Origin of the sequence: Streptomyces sp. NPDC046977 (assembly GCF_040644455.1) — a bacterium.
Classification (GTDB): Bacteria; Actinomycetota; Actinomycetes; order Streptomycetales; family Streptomycetaceae; genus Actinacidiphila.
Genome location: NZ_JBEYWO010000019.1, coordinates 103123 through 119483 on the forward strand (window position 1 = coordinate 103123; position 16361 = coordinate 119483).

Here is a 16361-nt window from a genome sequence, read left to right on the forward strand (position 1 = left end):
GCGCCCACCGCGCCCGCGCCCGTCTACCAGCCGACGCCGCTGCCCGAGCAGCAGGCAACCGTTGCTCAGACGGCAACGGTTCCGCAGGTGGTTCACATCCACGAGGCGCCGCCGGACAGGACGCTGCAGCGTGTCGCCCTTGGGGCCGGCATGGGCGCGGGTGCCGTCGCCGCGGCGGTCTACTTCGGTCCGCTGCTGGTCGCCGCCATGGCGTCTATCGCGGCCAGCCTCGCCGTCCTCGCCGTGATGGTCGCCGTCTGCGCCTGGGCCATCGTCAGCGTCGTGGGCGCCGTCGGCAGCAACCGCACCGCCCGCGCCGCCCGCCGCCGCGGCCTCCTCCGCCGCCGTACCTGATCGGGAGCCACACCCCATGACCGAGACCATGCTCAAGCTCGTCAAGGACGGCGACGTACCCGAGTACGCCGAGGCCGTCGAAGTGCCCCGCCCCGTCGACCTGCCCGAGACCGCCGCCGAGCCGGGCTCGTGGATCGCCGAGCGCCGCGCGTACCTGAAGGACGCCCCGCCCGTACTCCCGTCCTGGCTCCGCGTCCCCACCGAGTTCGTCACCGCCACCAAGTACACCGCCGGGTACGTCGCCCACGTATCCGCCTTCCACACCGTCCGCGTACCCGTGTACCTCGTGCGCCTCATCGGCCGGTCCCCGGTCGGCGCCTGGCGCCTCGCGGTGCGCTGGTTCCGGTGGGTCGTCGACGCCGAAGCCCGCCCCGTCGAGGCCAAGGCCGCCACCACCGCCGACATCGAGGCCTGGCTCGCCCTGTCCAAGGAGCGGTCCCGGCGCATCCGGCCGCGCCGCATCCTGTCCCTCTGCATCGCCAGCGCGACCACCATCGCCACCACCGTCTCGGCGTTCATCGTGCCCGGCTACACCGCCATGGCCGGCGTCACCGCCCTGGCCGCCCTCGGCCTCGCCGGGCGCAGCACCGACAGGCCCCTGATCACCCGGTACGTGTCCGTCCGCCACATGCGCCCGCTGGACTCCACCGAGGTGTTCGAGGCCCTGGCCGCGATCGGCATCGAGGGCAAGAAGGGCCGCCGCGGCGTCGAGTTCGCCGCCGAGGTCATGCGCGACGGCCCGGGCTGGCGCGCCGAAGTCGACCTGCCCGCAGGCGTCGAGGCCACAGCCGTGCTCGAGAAGCGCGCTGCTCTCGCGGCCGCGATGCGCCGCCCCATCTCCACCGTGTGGCCCGAAGGCGACCGCAGCGCCCACCCCGGCCGCCTCGTCCTGTGGGTCGCCCAACAGGACCCCGCCAAGGCCGGCCGCAAGCTGTGGCCGCTAATGAAGGACGGCCAGGCCGACGTCTACCAGCCCCTGCCCTACGGCTTCGACCCCCGCGGCAACCTGATCGACATCACCCTCATGTACTCCAACCTGCTGGTCGGAGGCATTCCCGGCTCCGGGAAGACCTCGTGCGCCCTCGCGATCGTGCTCGGCGTCGCCCTCGACCCGACGGCCGAACTGTGGATCTACGAACTCAAGGGCTCCGGCGACCTCGACGCGGTCAAGCCCATCTGCCACCGCTACGTCTCCGGCGACGACGACGAGGACCTGGAGGCCGCGCTCGCCGGCATGCGCTCCGGCATCGCCGAGTACCAGCGCCGGGCGAAGTTCATCAAGGCCCTGCCCGCGGCCGAGGTCCCCGACGGGCGCCGCGTCACCCGCCAGCTGCAGGAGCGCTACCCCGACCAGCACCTCGGCCCGCGCGTCATCGTCATCGACGAGGTCCAGGAGCTGTTCACCCACCCCGAGTACAAGGACGAGGCCGCGGCCCTGGCCACCCGCCTGATCAAGAAGGGCCGCGCCTACGGCATCATCCTCATCCTGCTCACCCAGAACCCCGACGCCCCGTCACTGCCGACCTCCGTGTCCAGCAGCGTCGGCACCCGCCTGTGCCTCGCCGTCATGGACTGGCGCGCCAACAACAACGTGCTCGGCACCAGCGCCTACGAGCGCGGCCTCCGCGCCACCGACATCAGCATCGACGAGCAGGGCACCGGCATCCTCGCCCGCGGCCGCGACGGCATCACCGTGCGGGCCGCGTTCATCAAGCAGACCGAGGCCGAGGACATCGCCAAGCGCGCCCTGGCGCTGCGCACGGCGGCCGGCACCCTGTCCGGGCAGTCCGTCGGTGCCCAGGTCGAGGAGCAGGACGTCGAGACCGTCGTCGACCACGTCCGCGCGGTCTGGCCCGACGGCATCGAGGCGGTGCACTCCCACCGCCTGGTGGAAGCCCTGGCCGCGTACCGGGCCGACCTGTACCGCCCGTGGACCGAGCTGCCCGTCGGCGAGGCCTCGACCGCGCTCAGCGTCGCGCTGAAGCCCTTCAAGGTCTCCACCCGGCAGCTCACGATCCGGGAGTGCTGCGGCGGCGCGAAGGGCCTGCGGTACGCGGATCTCCCGGCTGCCGAGGACGGCGAGTAGGACCCCGCGAGCCGGTTTCGGGAAGGGCCCGTGGTTTCACCCCGGCCCGAAACCGGTTTCGCCCCCGATGTCGGGCCCCACCTGCACAGTTTCGGGTTTCGGTCCCTGCCGCAACGCCCCGGAAACCGGCCCCAGGCGGCACTATGGGAGGCATGAGCACCCCGCGCCGCCGCCTCGCCGACACCCAAGCCGCAGCCCTCGCCGCCGACGTCAAGCCCGGCACCATCCGCGTCTGGATCCACCGCGGCAAGCTCCAGAAACACGGCCAAGACCACGCCGGCCGCGACCTCATCGACCTCGACGAACTCCAGCAGCTCAGGAGCGCTTGACGCCCATCCTTCACGGGTGTAACACTCGCGGGAGATCACCATGCCCAAAAGCAGGTGATCAGGCCGCTTACAGGGCCCCGACTCACCCGAGCCGGGGCCCTCGGCATGTCACAGCTCAGCGACACGGCAGACACGGCCCGTAGCGACCGCACATGATGCCCCCTCAGCCACACACCCGGGGGACCCCATGCGCATCCGTACCGCCACCGCCGCGGCCACCCTGCTGCTCGCACCGCTCACCGCGGCCTGCAGCAGCTCCGAGCCCGACGTGGCCGCCTGCAAGACCGCCATGGTCCAGCAACTCAAGGACGCCGCCGGCGCCCAACCGGCAGGCGGCCGCCCGGCTGCGTGCGCCGGCGTCGACGGCAAGACCCTCGAACGCCTCGCAGGCGAGGCCATGGAGATCTGGGTCAAGAGCCCCGAAGCCTCCAAGGCAGTCGAGGACAAGTTCAACAGCGCGTTCCCGAGCGCGCCCGCCGACGCCCTGGACATCACCCCCGACTGCCGCACCTGGATCGAGAGCGAGCTGCAGGACAACTCCAGCACCCTCGACGCCACGGCCGGTCAGGACGCCTGCGGCTACCTGACCACGGACGAGATGGACAAGGCCATCGACCAGGTCACCAACGACCTCATGGGCAAGGGCTGACCGACAGGAGGGCGCCCGTGGCCGGCAACCCCCGCAACGGGCGCCCCTACCGCCGCCTCGTCGACTGGCTCCGCTCCCAACGCCTGCCCTGCTGGCTCTGCGGCCACAACATCGGCTACGACCTCGACGCCCGGCACCCGCTCAGCTTCACCCTCGACCACGAGGTGCCGCTGTCCCGCGGTGGCGACCTCCTCGACCGGAGCAACGCCCGCCCGGCACACCGCCGCTGCAACAGCGCCCGAGGCAACCGCACGAGCCCACAACGCCCCCAACAAGCCTCACGGAGATGGTGACCATGGCACTGGACCACAACGCCAAGCTCATGCGACAGACCGAGTCCACCCCGGCCGGTGGCTTCGTCACCGGCGCCGGCAAGCGCTGGACGGGACAGGTCATCCTCGTCTGCAACTGCGGCTACGCGTCCGGCTGGACCGACCCCGCCGAGATCCGAGACGACATCTACACGCACATGACGGAGCCGGACCTCCGCACCCTGCCGTTCCGCAGCTGACCCGACTGTGCTGTACGTCATCACAGGGCCCCCGGCCGGCGGGAAGTCCACGTGGATCGAGGCGCACGCCAAGCCGACCGACGTGGTCATCGACCTCGACCGGATCACCGCCGCGATCTCCGGGCCCGGCGCACCCGGCTGGAACCAGAACCCGCTGCAGCTCCGCGTCGCACATAAGGCCCGGTACGCGGCCATGTACGAGGCGTTCGAGCTACGCGAACAGCTCGACGTGTACTTGATCCACACCATGCCGCAGGCCAAGGCCATGGCCCGCTACAAGCGGCTCGGCGCCCGCATCGTCGTCGTCGACCCGGGCCGGGACATCGTCATGCAGCGGATCGAAGCCATGCGCGACCCGGGGATGCAGAGGGTCGCCGCCCGCTGGTACCGGTCCCGGCCGGCCCGCTCAGCCGGCGCCGTGTCCCAGCCCTCGCGCGCCTGGTGATCAAGGACCCGGCCATTCTTTAGACGGAGGGGCGGGCGACCCAAACGCCCTTCTCGCCCGATTTTTTGCGCGGCCATTTTTCGTCGCGATCTTGACCCATCCATCGACGGATGCACTTTTAGTGGTGTCACTCTGCGTGACGGCTTGGCGATCTTGGTCCCGCTAATTCTGATCTGTCGACGGTTACTCGAATAGCGAGCCGGGGGTGGGTCGTGGGCGACGTCGAACAGGGGATCCGGGACGAGATCGACCAGCTTGGCGGCGAGGAGACCGCGCCGGGTCTGTGTGCCGCGGCGATCAAGCTTGCCCAGTTGATGGACAGGAGCGACGCCCCAACTGGCGGGGCGAACGCAGCGACCGCGTTGCGTGCCCTGACGGAGAACGTGCGGAAGCACGCCCCGGTCAAGGCGGAGGGGGATGCAGTCGATGGCATCGTCAGTGCTGGCACCGAGCGCCGCGCCAAGCTCCGCGCGGTCAAGGCCTCCGGTGAGTGACGGCGGCCGGGTGTACGGCTGGCAGGCGCCGCCGATTGAGACCGTGCCCGCGGCCGTGTCCACCGCCGGGCAGGAGGCGATCGACCTGGCGGCCGTGGCCGGGCTGCGCCTGGATCCCTGGCAGCAACACGTGCTCCGGCAGGGCATGGGCGAGGACGCCGATGGTTCCTGGGCGGCGTTCGAGTGCTGCGTCAACGTCCCTCGCCAGAACGGCAAGGGCGGCATCATCGAGGCCAGAGAGTTGTGGGGCCTTTTCGTCGGCGGCGAGGAGCTGATCCTCCACTCCGCCCATGAGTTCAAGACCGCCAAGAACGCGTTCAAGCGCATCGAACGCCTGATCCGCCAGACCCCTGACCTGCATAAACGCGTCAAGGCGTACCGGTACACGGTCGGCGAGGAGTCCATCGAGCTCCACTCCGGCCAGGTGCTCCGGTTCATCGCCCGCTCCAAGGGGTCGGGCCGCGGCTTCACCGGGGACTGCAACATCCTCGACGAGGACATGATCCTGGGCGACGACGCGATGGACGCCCTGCTGCCCACCATGGCGGCCGTCGACAACCCGCAGATCTGGTACCTCGGGTCCGCGGGCATCGGCTCGCCGTCCGTGCAGCTGGGGCGGCTGCGACGCCGCGCCCTGGCCGCCGTCGAGTCGGGTACGCCGGACCCGTCCCTTGCCTACTTCGAGTGGTCGGCCGACCTGCACCGGGACGAGTGCCCGGCCGGCTGCACCGAGCACGACGACGCGGCTTCGGACGAGGCGGTGCTCAAGTCCAACCCCGCGGTCGGCTACCGGCTGACGCTGGAGAAGGTCGCCAACGAGAGGTCCACGCTCAGCCCGGCTGGCTATGCGCGTGAGCGGCTCGGCGTGGGCGAGTATCCGTCGGACTCGGCGGATACCTGGCAGGTCATCGGGGAGGACGCGTGGCGGGCTCTGGCGGCTGCTGAGTCGACGCCCAGCGACCCGGTGTGCTTCGCGATCGACATGACGCCGGAACGGTCGCACGCGGCCATCTGCGTGGCCGGCGAGTGGCGGGGCGGCACGCATGTCGAGGTGGTTGACCACCGCCCGGGTACGGGCTGGCTACTGGATCGTGCGGCCGAGCTCCATGCCAAGTGGAAGCCGCGGTGCTGGGTCGTCGACGCTGCGGGCCCGGCGGGCGCGTTGATCGCTGCCCTGGAGGAACGCCTCGGCATCGAGGTGGTGCAGCCCAAGGGGCGGGACGTCGCGGCGGCCTGCGGCCAGTTCTACGACGCGGTCACCGAGCAGGCGCTGTCCCACCGGGACGATGCCCCGCTGGCGGTGGCTTTGGCGGGCGCGCAGAAGCGCGCGCTGGGTGACGCGTGGGCGTGGGCCCGGCGGGTCGTGTCCGTGGATATCAGCCCGCTGGTGGGCGTGACGCTCGCCAAGTGGGGCCTGACCGCCGAGGTCGAGGAAACGCCCGGCGACGTCGTCAACAACGTGTGGTGAGGAGGGCGCGATGAGGTGGTGGCCCTTCCGCCGCAGGCAGCAGCAGCGGGCGATCACATTCCAGGACGTGTGGGGGTCTGGCGGCGACGCCTCTCTGCTCGGCTACGGGCAGGAGCGGGCGCTGCGCCTGGCGCCGGTTTACGCGGCCACGCGGCTGCTGGCGGACTCGGTGGCGTCGCTGCCCCTGCGGTCGTACCAGCAGGTTGGCGCGGGCGGGCGAACGCCCATGATGGCGCCGCCTCTGTTCCGTCGGCCTGCCGCGGTGGGCACCCGGTACGACTGGATGCACCGGTGCATGACGTCGTTGACGCTGCGCGGCAACGCCTACGGCCTGGTGGTCGCGTGGGGTCCGGACGGCTGGCCCTCGCAGATTGAGTGGCTGCACCCGGACGACGTCAGCATCCAGGACAACCTCGCGGCTTACCCGGTCTGGTACTACAAGGGCCGCCGTCTTGAGGACGGCCAGCTCTTCCACATCCCGGCCTACACACTGCCCGGCCAGATCCTCGGGCTGTCACCGATCGCGTACTTCGCGACGACCACGGACACCGGGCTGCTGGCAGAACGCTTCGGGCACGACTGGTTCGCCAACGGGTCGACTCCATCCGCGGTCCTGGAGGCCGAGGGAGAGGTCTCCCGGGAGAACGCGATCATCCTGAAGCAGCGGTTCAAGGAAGCCGCGGCAGGGCGGGACGTCGTGGCCCTGGGCCTGGGCACGAAGTACAAGCCCATCAGCGTGCCGGCGAACGAGTCGCAGTTCCTGGAGACCATCAAGGCCACGGCGAACACGATCGCTGCGATCTACGGCGTGCCCGCCGAGAAGGTCGGCGGTACGACGGGCAACCCGCTGACGTACACGACGGTCGAGCAGAACAGCATCGACCTGCTGACATGGACGCTCCGCCCGTGGCTGGCCCGCCTGGAGGAAGCCCTCTCCATGCTGCGCCCGCCCACCGAGGAGTGCGCGTTCGACGCGGACGCGATGCTGCGCACCGACACCCTGACGCGGTACCGCACGTACCGAATCGCCCGAGCGATCGGCCTGAAGAACATCGACGAACTGCGCGCGAGCGAGGACGAGGCGCCCCTGCCGAACGGACAGGGCCAGGACTGGACCCCGCTCGGAAGCGTGGCCAGCGACGACAAGGAGACCCCGTGAACGACACCGAACGCCGGTTCACCCGGGGCCTCGTCGAGGTCCGGGCCGCCGGCGACAGCCGCACCATCGGCGGGTACGCCGCGAAGTTCAACACCCTGTCCAGGAACCTGGGCGGGTTCGTCGAGCGGATCGACCCCCGGTTCTTCGCCAAGTCCGAGGGCGACGGCTGGCCCCGCGCGATGGCCCGCTACAACCACGACAACATGGCGCTGCTGGGCACGACCCGCGCGGGCACGCTGCGCCTGGTCACGGACGGGGTCGGCCTGGACTACGCGGTCGACTGCCCGGCCGCCCGGGCGGACGTGTACGAGCTGGTGCAGCGCGGTGACATCTCCGAGTCGTCGTTCGCGTTCTTCACGTTCGAGGACGACTGGTCGATGACGGACGACGGCTTCCCCGTGCGGACGCTGCTGTCCGGGCAGCTGGTCGACGTGGCCCCGGTCAACGACCCGGCCTACCTCGACACCAGCACCGGCCTGCGCTCCCTCGCGGAGAAGGCCGGCGCCGACCTCGCTGAGGTCCGCCAGGCCGCCGAGGCCGGAGAGCTGAAGCGGTTCCTCGGGGCCCCGCCCCCCACAATCATCCCGGCGAGCGGGCAGGGCGAACCCCACCCGGTTGTCGCGGTACGGCAGCGGCGCGCCGAGCTGAACCGGCGCCGCACCTTCTGAGGCAGGGCGACCCCCACCTCGACACTCCACCCACCAGACGCCCCGGCCACCGGCCTGAGGGCGTCGTCGTCATGCCCAGGAGGGCGACGTGCAGTCTTACATCAAGGCGCTCCAGGAGCGCCGCGCCAACGTGTGGGAGCAGGCCAAGGGCCTCCTCGACGCGGCGGAGGGCGAGAAGCGCGACCTGACCGCCGAGGAGGAGCAGACCTACCAGCGGCTCAACGGCGACCTCGACGCGATCGACCTGCGGGTCAAGGACCTGACCGAGGCCGAGCAGCGCACCAAGGACGCCGAGGCCGCGTTCAAGGGCCTGCTGGACAAGCCGCAGGAGCAGGGTCGCCAGAAGCCCGCCGAGGAGTCGGAGCTCCGGCGCTGGGCCCGCGGTGAGATCCGCGGCATGAGCGTTGCCCCGCCCGAGGGCGTCGCCTTCCGCGACCTGGTCAAGGGCACGGCCACCGCGGGCGGCAACACCGTCCCCACCACGTTCTACGGCCAGCTCATCGCGCACCTCATCGAGGTGTCCGGCGTGATGATGGCCGGCCCGACCGTCCTGAACACCGCGTCGGGCGAGACCATCGAGGTGCCGGTCACGACCGCGCACTCCTCGGCCGCGCTGACCGCTGAGGGCACCGGCATCACCGAGTCCGACCCGACGTTCGCCAAGCGGTCCCTGGCCGCCTACAAGTACGGCGTGCTGCTGCAGGCGTCCAGCGAGCTGCTGACGGACACGGGCGTCGACCTGGAGGGCTACCTGTCCATGCAGGCCGGCCGCGCCCTGGGCAACGCCTTCGGCGTCCACGCCATCACCGGCACGGGCACCAACCAGCCGACGGGCGTGGTCACCTCGGCGTCGACCGGCAAGACCGGCGGCACCGGTGTCGTGGGCGCGTTCACCGCGGACGACCTGATCGACCTGTACTACTCGGTCATCGCGCCGTACCGGAACAGCACGTCGTGCGGCTGGCTGATGCGCGACGCGTCGCTCGGGGCGGCCCGCAAGCTCAAGGACCTTCAGGGCCAGTACCTGTGGCAGCCGTCCATCCAGGTCGGCGCCCCGGACACCCTGCTGGGCAAGCCGGTCCACACCGACCCGAACGTGGCCGCCACGGCGCTGTCCGCGAAGTCCGTCGTCTTCGGTGACTTCTCCCAGTACTTCGTGCGGCTGGCGGGTGGCGTCCGCTTCGAGCGGTCGGACGACTACGCGTTCAACGCGGACCTCGTCACCTACCGGGCGATCATCCGCGCGGACGGTCTGACCATCGACCAGACCGGCGCCATCAAGGTGTTCGCCGGCGGCGCGAGCTGATCCCCCTGGCGGGGCGGCGACCGGCCGCCCCGCCGTCCAACTGCCCGAGGAGGGAGCACCCATGCAGGTGCGCATGAAGACGACCCTGTCCGGCACGCGGGACGGTCAGCCGTGGCCGGCGCGCGGCGAGCTGGTAGACCTGCCCGACGAGGAGGCCGCGCACATGGTGAGCGTTGGCCTGGCCGAGACCGCCGACGGTGACGAGCCGGTCGTCGAGGAGGCCACCGCCCCGGAGGCGGAGCGGTCCACGCCGACGGGCCGCAAGCCGTCGACCCGCTCGAAGTAGGGGGCGGGCCGTGGCGCTGCTGACCCTCGACGAGGCGAAGGCCCAGCTCGACATCGACACCACCGCCAGCGACACCGAGCTGGAGGCGTACATCGAGGCACTGACCGCGGTCATCGAGCGCCACATCGGCCCCGTAGAGGCGCGCGAGGTGTCCGAGGTTGTCGAGGGCCGCGGCCCGGTCCTGTGCCTGTCGACGATCCCGGTGCTGTCTCTCACCTCGGCCACGCCGCTGCTGGCCGGCGGCGAGGCCCTGAACGTCGGCGACCTGGTGGTGGACCTGCCCCGCGGCCTGGTCCGCCGCCGCTCCGGCGGTTCGTTCGCCGGCGGCCTGTGGACGCTCGTCTACCAGGTGGGCCGCGGCGAGGTCCTGCCCACGATCAACCTGGCGGCGCGGATCCTGCTGCAGCACCTGTGGCGCACGCAGTACGGGGCCGCCCGCGGCGGCGGCAGCGCGGACGATTTCAGCGTCAACGAGCCGATCCCCGGCTTCGGCTACGCCGTGCCGAACCGGGTGCTGCAGCTTCTGGAGCCGTACAAGCTCCCGCCGGGGGTGGCGTAGCGATGGCCACGTCCCGCGTGCCCGCGGCGATCGACGCCCTGCTCGCCATCCTGGACGCCGCGCCCGGGCTGGACGGCGTGAAGGTCGTCGACGGCCCGGTCTCGATCGACTTCACCGAGCGGCAGGTGCTGTACGTCGGCTGGCAGCCCGACGGCGAGAGCGCCGTCACCCTCACCCAGGACTTCGCGGACGCGGGCGCCCGCCGCCGTGACGAGGACTTCGTCATCGGCTGCTACGCCGAGTCCCGCTCCGGCGACAAGGGCGCGGCCAAGCTCCACCGCGACCGGGTGTTCGCCATCGTCGCCGTGGTGGAGACCGCGCTCCGCGCCACCAACGACGCCCCCGACGCGCCGACCCTGAACGGCACGGTGCAGTGGGCGCACGTGACCGCAGGCGACCTGTCCCAGCGGCAGGACGCCGGCACCATCGCGGGCCTGCAGTTCTTCGTGACCTGCCGCGCCCGCCTGTAGCCCAACCCCATCCCTTGCAGCCCGCCGCCGGCGGGCCCTTTGCCATGACCTAGGAGGTCCCCATGGCGCGAGTTCGTTTCGTGGGCCCGGAGCCGGTGACGGTGCCCGAGCTCTACGGCCGCGTGGTTCAGCCTGACGAGGTCGTCGAGGTACCCGACGCCCGCTACGAGGGCTACGTCTGCCAGCCCGCCAACTGGGAGTCCGTCGAGGAGCCCAAGCCTGAGCCCGCGAAGAAGACCGCGGCCAAGACCCTGAAGGGGAGTGACGACTGATGGCGATCGGATCCGGTCTCGGCTCGCAGCTCGGCCTTGCAGTCGAGTCTGTCTACGGCACCTACGTGGCGCCGACGAAGTTCACCGAGTTCACCAAGTCCGGGATCGTTCTGCGGAAGCAGACCGCCCAGTCGGCGGGCATCGCGGCGAACCGGCTGATGGCGCTGTCCTCGCGGCGCGTGCCGACCACGCAGGACGCTGGCGGCTCCGTCGACCTGGAGGTCGTCAACAAGGGCATGGGGCCCCTGCTCCAGACCCTGATGGGCACCTCGGTCACGCCGGTTCAGCAGATGGCGACCGCTGCCTACCTGCAGACGCACACCCTGGCGGACACGGCCGGGAAGTCCCTCACCATGCAGATGGGTGTCCCGCTGACCACGGGGACGGTCACCGACAAGACCTACGTCGGCTGCAAGGTCATCAGCGCGGAGTTTTCGTGCGAGGTCAGCGGCATGCTGACCGCCTCGCTGGAGATCGACGCGAAGAACTGCGACGAGACGCAGACCTTGGCCGCGGCGTCGTACTCCAACATGGCGCCGTTCCACTTCGGGCAGATGGGCCTCAAGACCGGCTCGTTCGGCACGGAGACCTCGCTGGACGGCGTCCGCAAGGTCAGCGTGAAGATCGAGCGCGGCATGGCCGTCGACCGGTACTACGCGGGCGCGAACGGCCTGAAGGCCGAGCCGATCTCCAACGACCAAGTGAAGATCACCGGGTCGATTGAGATGGACTACGTCAACACGACGTTGGACGACCTGCACACCAGCGACGGGGCGACCAGCCTGGTGTGGGAGTTCGTCGGCCCGATCATCGCGAGCACCTACCGCGAGACGTTCCGGATCGTCCTGCCCGCGATCAAGGTGGACGACGCCCCGCCGTCCGTCGAGGGCTTCGATGTGATCAAGCCGACGTACAGCTTCACGGCGCTGTACGACGGCACGAACCTCCCGAAGATCGAGTACATGTCGACCGACGTCACGCTGTGAGGTGACCTCATGCGGGATGTACGGATCACCGGCACGGGGCAGCTGCTGCGCCTGCAGCGTGAGCTCCGTGCCGCGGGGGACGAGTCGCTGCGCCGCTCCATGCAGCGCCGTATCCGCCGCGCCGCGGAGCCCCTGCGGGACGACCTGCAGCGCACCATGCGGCACCTGGACATCCGCTCACAGGGCCGCCGGGTGTCCGGCGGCCCCAGCGCCAACGCCCGCCCGCTGCGGGAGACCATCGCCCAGACCATCAAGATCAGCGTCCGGAACACGGGCGACGCCGGCGCCCGCGTGTGGATCGACCGGTCGATGCTCCCGCGGAACATGTGGAACGTCCCCACACAGCTCGACAGAGGGCGGCTCCGCCACCCCGTCTTCGGGAACCGCCGCCGCTGGGTGAACCAGTACGCCGACCCGTGGTGGGACTCGACCATCCGCCGGCACCAGGCCCGCATGGAGCGCGAGGTCGCCCGGGTCATCGACGACGTGCAGCGCCGCCTCGGCGGCTGAGAGGAAACCCCATGATCTTCCGCTTTGCTCCCCCTGGTCAGGATCCCAAGGTGTGGGACCTGGCCACGGTCCGGTTCCTGTCCTCGGAGGCCGAGGCCGTTGAGCGCGCCACCGAGAAGGACTGGGCGTGGGTCAACAGCCACCCGGCACTGGTGGTGTTCGCCTCCGTTGTCGCGCGCCGTGCCGTCGCCTGGGTGCTGCTCAAGCGGGAGACCCCGAACCTCAGGTACTCCGAGTTCGACCCGGCCATCGACGACATCACCGTGAAGCTCGGCCAGGACGACTACGAGCGGTTCCTCGCCGAGGCCGACGAGAACCTGGCCAGCGGCCGGAACACGCAGGAGGAGTACGACGAGGCGATGGACGAGCTGCGCTCCATCACCGACGCCGGCGTCCTGGCCGTGGCGGACAGTGCCCCAAAAGCCCCGGAGCCCGAGCCGCTTCCCGAGCTGGCGCCGGAGCACGAGGCGGGCTGAGCCAGCAGAGCATCACCCGTCAGCGGGAGGCCTGGCTGTGGGCCTTCCTCGACCGATTCCCCGGTATGACTCCCGATGCCTTCGACGCTCTGACCGTCGACCAGTTCCTGTCCGGCATCGCCTATCTCGAACAAGCCAGAGCCGAGGCCGCGCGCCTGGCCCAGCAGTAGGGGGTGTGCGGTGAGTCGCATGGTGTTCGACCTGATCGGCCGGGACCGGCTGTCCCGGGTCCTGCGCTCGATCGGTGACGGCGCCGAGGACATGAGCCGTCGCATCGACCACTCGGCCGAGACGTCCAGCCGCGCCATCGAGGGCCTGCACCAGGACTCCAACGGCAGGTTCCGCGACATCCGCGGCCGGTTCGTGTCCGCGTCCGCGGCGGCGGAATCCATGGCCGCCAGCGTGGACAGCTCGTCCACGCGCAGCAGCCGGGCCCTGCGCGCCTTCGCTCCGGTCCTGCGGCTGGTCGGCCGCGGGGCGCACGCCATGGCCGACGACATCGACTCCAGTAGCCGACGTAGCCGCTCCGCCTTCAGCCGTCTGGGCGGCGCGGCGTCCTCGGTCGGCTCCGCGCTGATGTCTGTGGTGCCATCCGCCGGAGCCATGAGCGGGGCGCTGCAGGGCGTCGGCATCGCGGCCGCCATCACCGCGCTGCCGGCGCTGGGCGCCCTGGTGCCAATGCTGTTCGGCCTCGGCCTGGCGGCCGGCGCCGTGAAGCTCGGCCTGTCCGGCGTCGGCGATGCTCTCGCCCTGGCGGGGACGGACGCCAAGGCGTACCAGAAGGCGCTCGACAAGATGTCGCCGGCGCAGCGGGAGTTCACCAAGGCGCTGGTCTCGGCGAAGAAGGAGTTCGGCGGGATCAAGAAGGAAGTCCAGTCGGCGATGCTGCCCGGCTGGACGAAGGCGGTCGAGAAGGCCGACCCCGTCATCAAGATCTTCCGCCGTGGCGTGAAGGAGATGGCCGGCACCCTCGGCGATCTCGGCAAGGACTTCGGCAAGCTGTTCGGCTCGGACAAGTTCCAGAAGGACTTGAGCCGGAACTTCTCCCTCGGCAACCGGTTCGTCAAGGAGATGACGTCCGGGCTGCGCCCGTTCATCAGCAGCCTGCTGGACTTCGGCGCCGCCTCCAAGCCGACCCTCGACGCGTTCGGCAACGGCATCTCCGGCCTGCTCGGCAAGGGACTGCCCGGCCTGTTCGAGGGGCTGAAGACCGGCATCTCCGGCTCGGCCGACATGTTCAATGGCCTGTTCAACGCCCTGAACCGGGTCCTGCCCGCGCTCGGCAGCTTCGCGGGCGCGGTCGCGAACGCGGTCGGCCCCGCGCTGCGGGAGATCTTCGAGACCTCCGGCGACACCACCGCCGGCGCGCTCGACGGCCTGGCCAAGGTCATCACCAAGCTGAAGCCGGTCTTCTCGGAGATCGGCGCCGCCGTCCGGATCTTCGGCCTCGCCCTGCAGACCACGGGCACGATTGCCGCAGACACCGCGGGCGTGATCGTCAACAGCCTGTGGCCCAGCTTCGGGCAGGCCGAGAATGCGATCGGCCCCCTGCAGAAGCTGTCGACCTGGTTGCAGGACAACAAGCAGGCGACCCTCGAATTCAGCCGCCAGGTGTCGAACGCTTTGCTCGACTTCTTCGGCCTGGCGCTCGACAACACGCCCAAGCTCATCGGGGCGTTCCGCATCATGAGCGAGGGCGTCCTCGATTCGTTCGACCTCATCGTCAGCGGAGCCGACGCGGCGTTCGGCTCCCTGCCCTTCATCGGCGACAAGTTCAAGGCCGCGAACCGCAAGTTCGACGAGTTCAAGGTCGGATTCCTCGCGACCCTCGACAGCGCGGAGGCCGGCACCAGGCAGTGGGCCGCCACGGTGCGCCCGCGGCTGGAGCAGAACCGGCTGCAGATGAACATCGACAACTGGCAGGCCCAGATCGAGGCGGCCAAGGCCAAGATCAAGACCGTTCCTGCCGGGAAACGAGCCGCCCTCCAGGCGAACATCACCGACCTGGAGCGCAAGGTCGCCGCAGCCAAGGCGCAGCTGAACAGCCTCGACGGCCGGAAGGCCGTCGTCGGGGTCTACACCACCGAGTACTACAGCAGGGTCCAGACCGGCGGAGCGAACAGCAGCTTCGGCCCGCTGGCCAGCGGGTACAAGCGCGCCGGTGGCGGCCCGATCTACGGCCCGGGCACCGGCACCTCGGACAGCATCCCCGCGATGCTGTCCAACGGCGAGTACGTCATCAACGCCAAGCAGACCGCCAAGCACCGGGCGTTGATCGAAGCCATCAACAGCGGCCGCGCCTTCGCCAGGGGCGGCCTGGTCCGCGGTCTGACCAAGAGCGAGGCCGGCGTGATCCGGGCGGACACCGCGGGGTCGTCCACGATCAAGCTGACGGGGTCGGCGTCGGCCATCACGTCGATGACGAACAAGCTGATCACCGATATCCAGAAGGCCTTCAAGGGCACCGCGACGTTCATTGACGACCGGCTCGTGGCCATGCTGAAGACGGGCAACACGCGGCTGAAGGCACTGGCGTCCCAGCGCGACAAGATCGGACAGCAGATCGCCGCCGCGAAGGAGTTCGCCTCGGGGGTCACCTCGAACGCGAAGAGCGGCGCGGCCCTGTCCGGCATGGACGCCGAGACGCTCAAGGCGGGCGGGGGCAGCATCCTGGCCGGCCTCAACGGGAAGCTGGCGAACATCCGTCGTTTCCAGGGCTACATCTCCACCCTGGCGAAGCGCGGCCTGAGCAAGACACTGCTGCGGCAGATCCTGGAGATGGGGCCGGAGGCCGGCCTGCCCTACGCGTCCACGCTGGTCGGGTCATCCGCGTCGATGCTGAAGAGCATCAACAACGCGCAGGCCTCCATCGACGGGTCGGCGAAGTCCCTGGGCAACACCGGCGCCGACATCCTGTACGACAGCGGGAAGAACGCGGGCAAGGGGTTCCTTGCGGGTCTGGCGGCCCAGCAGAAGGACATCCAGAAGCTCATGCTCTCCATCGCCACGGGGATGCAGAAGAGCATCCGCAAGGCCCTCGGGATCAAGAGCCCATCGACGGTCTTCCGTCAGCTCGGCCGGTACACCACGCAGGGCCTGGCGCTCGGCCTCACGGACCGGGCGCCGCTCGTGCGCGGCGCCATGGCCCAGGTGGCGGGCGCAGTGGGGTCCGCGTCGATCCCCGTCCCGCAACTGGCCCCGGCCGGCGGCCGCGGTGCAGGCGGCGGGATCACCTATCAGATCACCATCCAAGGGCCCATCGACTCCGTCGGTGCCGCCCGCGAGCTGGAGAAGCTGCTGCTCAAGCAGCAGCGTCGCCGAGGGGAGGGCTGA

The 16361-nt window shown here is 70.4% G+C and carries 20 protein-coding genes; all 20 read left to right on the forward strand.

Features of this window, described 5'->3' with window-relative positions; translation table 11 throughout:
• The first annotated feature begins 39 nt into the window (after positions 1 to 39).
• The 20 genes from ABZ883_RS26370 (at position 40) to ABZ883_RS26465 (ending at position 16361) form a co-directional block, all read left to right on the forward strand.
• The gene (locus tag ABZ883_RS26370) at positions 40 to 354 is read left to right on the forward strand and encodes a DUF6251 family protein (protein ID WP_360910371.1); all 315 of its coding nucleotides are present in this window, start codon (positions 40 to 42) and stop codon (positions 352 to 354) included.
• Between the two features lie 16 nt (positions 355 to 370).
• Positions 371 to 2440, forward strand: a complete 2070-nt coding sequence (locus ABZ883_RS26375) for an FtsK/SpoIIIE domain-containing protein (protein ID WP_360910183.1) — start codon at positions 371 to 373, stop codon at positions 2438 to 2440.
• Positions 2441 to 2592: 152 nt separating this feature from the next.
• Complete coding sequence (locus ABZ883_RS26380; protein ID WP_360910185.1) at positions 2593 to 2769, forward strand: hypothetical protein; 177 nt, start codon at positions 2593 to 2595, stop codon at positions 2767 to 2769.
• A gap of 187 nt (positions 2770 to 2956) precedes the next feature.
• Positions 2957 to 3418, forward strand: coding sequence for a hypothetical protein (locus ABZ883_RS26385; RefSeq protein ID WP_360910187.1), 462 nt, complete (start codon positions 2957 to 2959; stop codon positions 3416 to 3418).
• Between the two features lie 17 nt (positions 3419 to 3435).
• A complete protein-coding gene (locus ABZ883_RS26390; protein WP_360910189.1) occupies positions 3436 to 3711 on the forward strand; it encodes an HNH endonuclease in 276 nt (91 codons plus the stop codon).
• On the forward strand, positions 3705 to 3929 hold the full coding sequence (locus tag ABZ883_RS26395) for a hypothetical protein (protein ID WP_360910191.1): 225 nt from the start codon (positions 3705 to 3707) through the stop codon (positions 3927 to 3929). The genes ABZ883_RS26390 and ABZ883_RS26395 overlap by 7 nt, the downstream gene beginning before the upstream one ends.
• A gap of 7 nt (positions 3930 to 3936) precedes the next feature.
• Complete coding sequence (locus ABZ883_RS26400) at positions 3937 to 4374, forward strand: AAA family ATPase (RefSeq protein ID WP_360910193.1); 438 nt, start codon at positions 3937 to 3939, stop codon at positions 4372 to 4374.
• A 212-nt stretch (positions 4375 to 4586) separates the two neighbouring features.
• Positions 4587 to 4868 carry a hypothetical protein gene (locus ABZ883_RS26405; RefSeq protein ID WP_360910195.1) on the forward strand — a complete coding sequence of 94 codons (282 nt, stop codon included), beginning with the start codon at positions 4587 to 4589 and terminating at the stop codon, positions 4866 to 4868.
• On the forward strand, positions 4861 to 6336 hold the full coding sequence (locus ABZ883_RS26410; protein ID WP_360910197.1) for a terminase: 1476 nt from the start codon (positions 4861 to 4863) through the stop codon (positions 6334 to 6336). The genes ABZ883_RS26405 and ABZ883_RS26410 overlap by 8 nt, the downstream gene beginning before the upstream one ends.
• Positions 6337 to 6346: 10 nt before the next feature.
• Positions 6347 to 7495: a phage portal protein gene (locus ABZ883_RS26415; RefSeq protein WP_360910199.1), complete on the forward strand. Its 1149-nt coding sequence runs from the start codon at positions 6347 to 6349 to the stop codon at positions 7493 to 7495.
• The gene (locus tag ABZ883_RS26420) at positions 7492 to 8163 is read left to right on the forward strand and encodes an HK97 family phage prohead protease (RefSeq protein ID WP_360910201.1); all 672 of its coding nucleotides are present in this window, start codon (positions 7492 to 7494) and stop codon (positions 8161 to 8163) included. Before ABZ883_RS26415 ends, ABZ883_RS26420 begins: the two co-directional genes overlap by 4 nt.
• An 88-nt stretch (positions 8164 to 8251) precedes the next feature.
• Entirely contained in the window at positions 8252 to 9469 is a 1218-nt protein-coding gene (locus ABZ883_RS26425) for a phage major capsid protein (protein ID WP_360910203.1), read from the forward strand.
• Between the two features lie 61 nt (positions 9470 to 9530).
• Positions 9531 to 9755, forward strand: coding sequence for a hypothetical protein (locus tag ABZ883_RS26430; RefSeq protein WP_360910205.1), 225 nt, complete (start codon positions 9531 to 9533; stop codon positions 9753 to 9755).
• A gap of 10 nt (positions 9756 to 9765) precedes the next feature.
• Positions 9766 to 10314, forward strand: a complete 549-nt coding sequence (locus ABZ883_RS26435; RefSeq protein ID WP_360910207.1) for a head-tail connector protein — start codon at positions 9766 to 9768, stop codon at positions 10312 to 10314.
• 2 nt (positions 10315 to 10316) lie between these two features.
• A complete protein-coding gene (locus ABZ883_RS26440) occupies positions 10317 to 10784 on the forward strand; it encodes a hypothetical protein (RefSeq protein ID WP_360910209.1) in 468 nt (155 codons plus the stop codon).
• A gap of 62 nt (positions 10785 to 10846) precedes the next feature.
• Entirely contained in the window at positions 10847 to 11056 is a 210-nt protein-coding gene (locus ABZ883_RS26445; protein WP_360910212.1) for a hypothetical protein, read from the forward strand.
• On the forward strand, positions 11056 to 12042 hold the full coding sequence (locus ABZ883_RS26450) for a phage tail tube protein (protein ID WP_360910214.1): 987 nt from the start codon (positions 11056 to 11058) through the stop codon (positions 12040 to 12042). Before ABZ883_RS26445 ends, ABZ883_RS26450 begins: the two co-directional genes overlap by 1 nt.
• Positions 12043 to 12051: 9 nt before the next feature.
• A complete protein-coding gene (locus ABZ883_RS26455) occupies positions 12052 to 12552 on the forward strand; it encodes a hypothetical protein (protein WP_360910216.1) in 501 nt (166 codons plus the stop codon).
• Positions 12553 to 12563: 11 nt separating this feature from the next.
• A complete protein-coding gene (locus ABZ883_RS26460) occupies positions 12564 to 13028 on the forward strand; it encodes a hypothetical protein (protein WP_360910218.1) in 465 nt (154 codons plus the stop codon).
• Positions 13029 to 13208: 180 nt separating this feature from the next.
• Positions 13209 to 16361 carry a hypothetical protein gene (locus ABZ883_RS26465; protein WP_360910220.1) on the forward strand — a complete coding sequence of 1051 codons (3153 nt, stop codon included), beginning with the start codon at positions 13209 to 13211 and terminating at the stop codon, positions 16359 to 16361.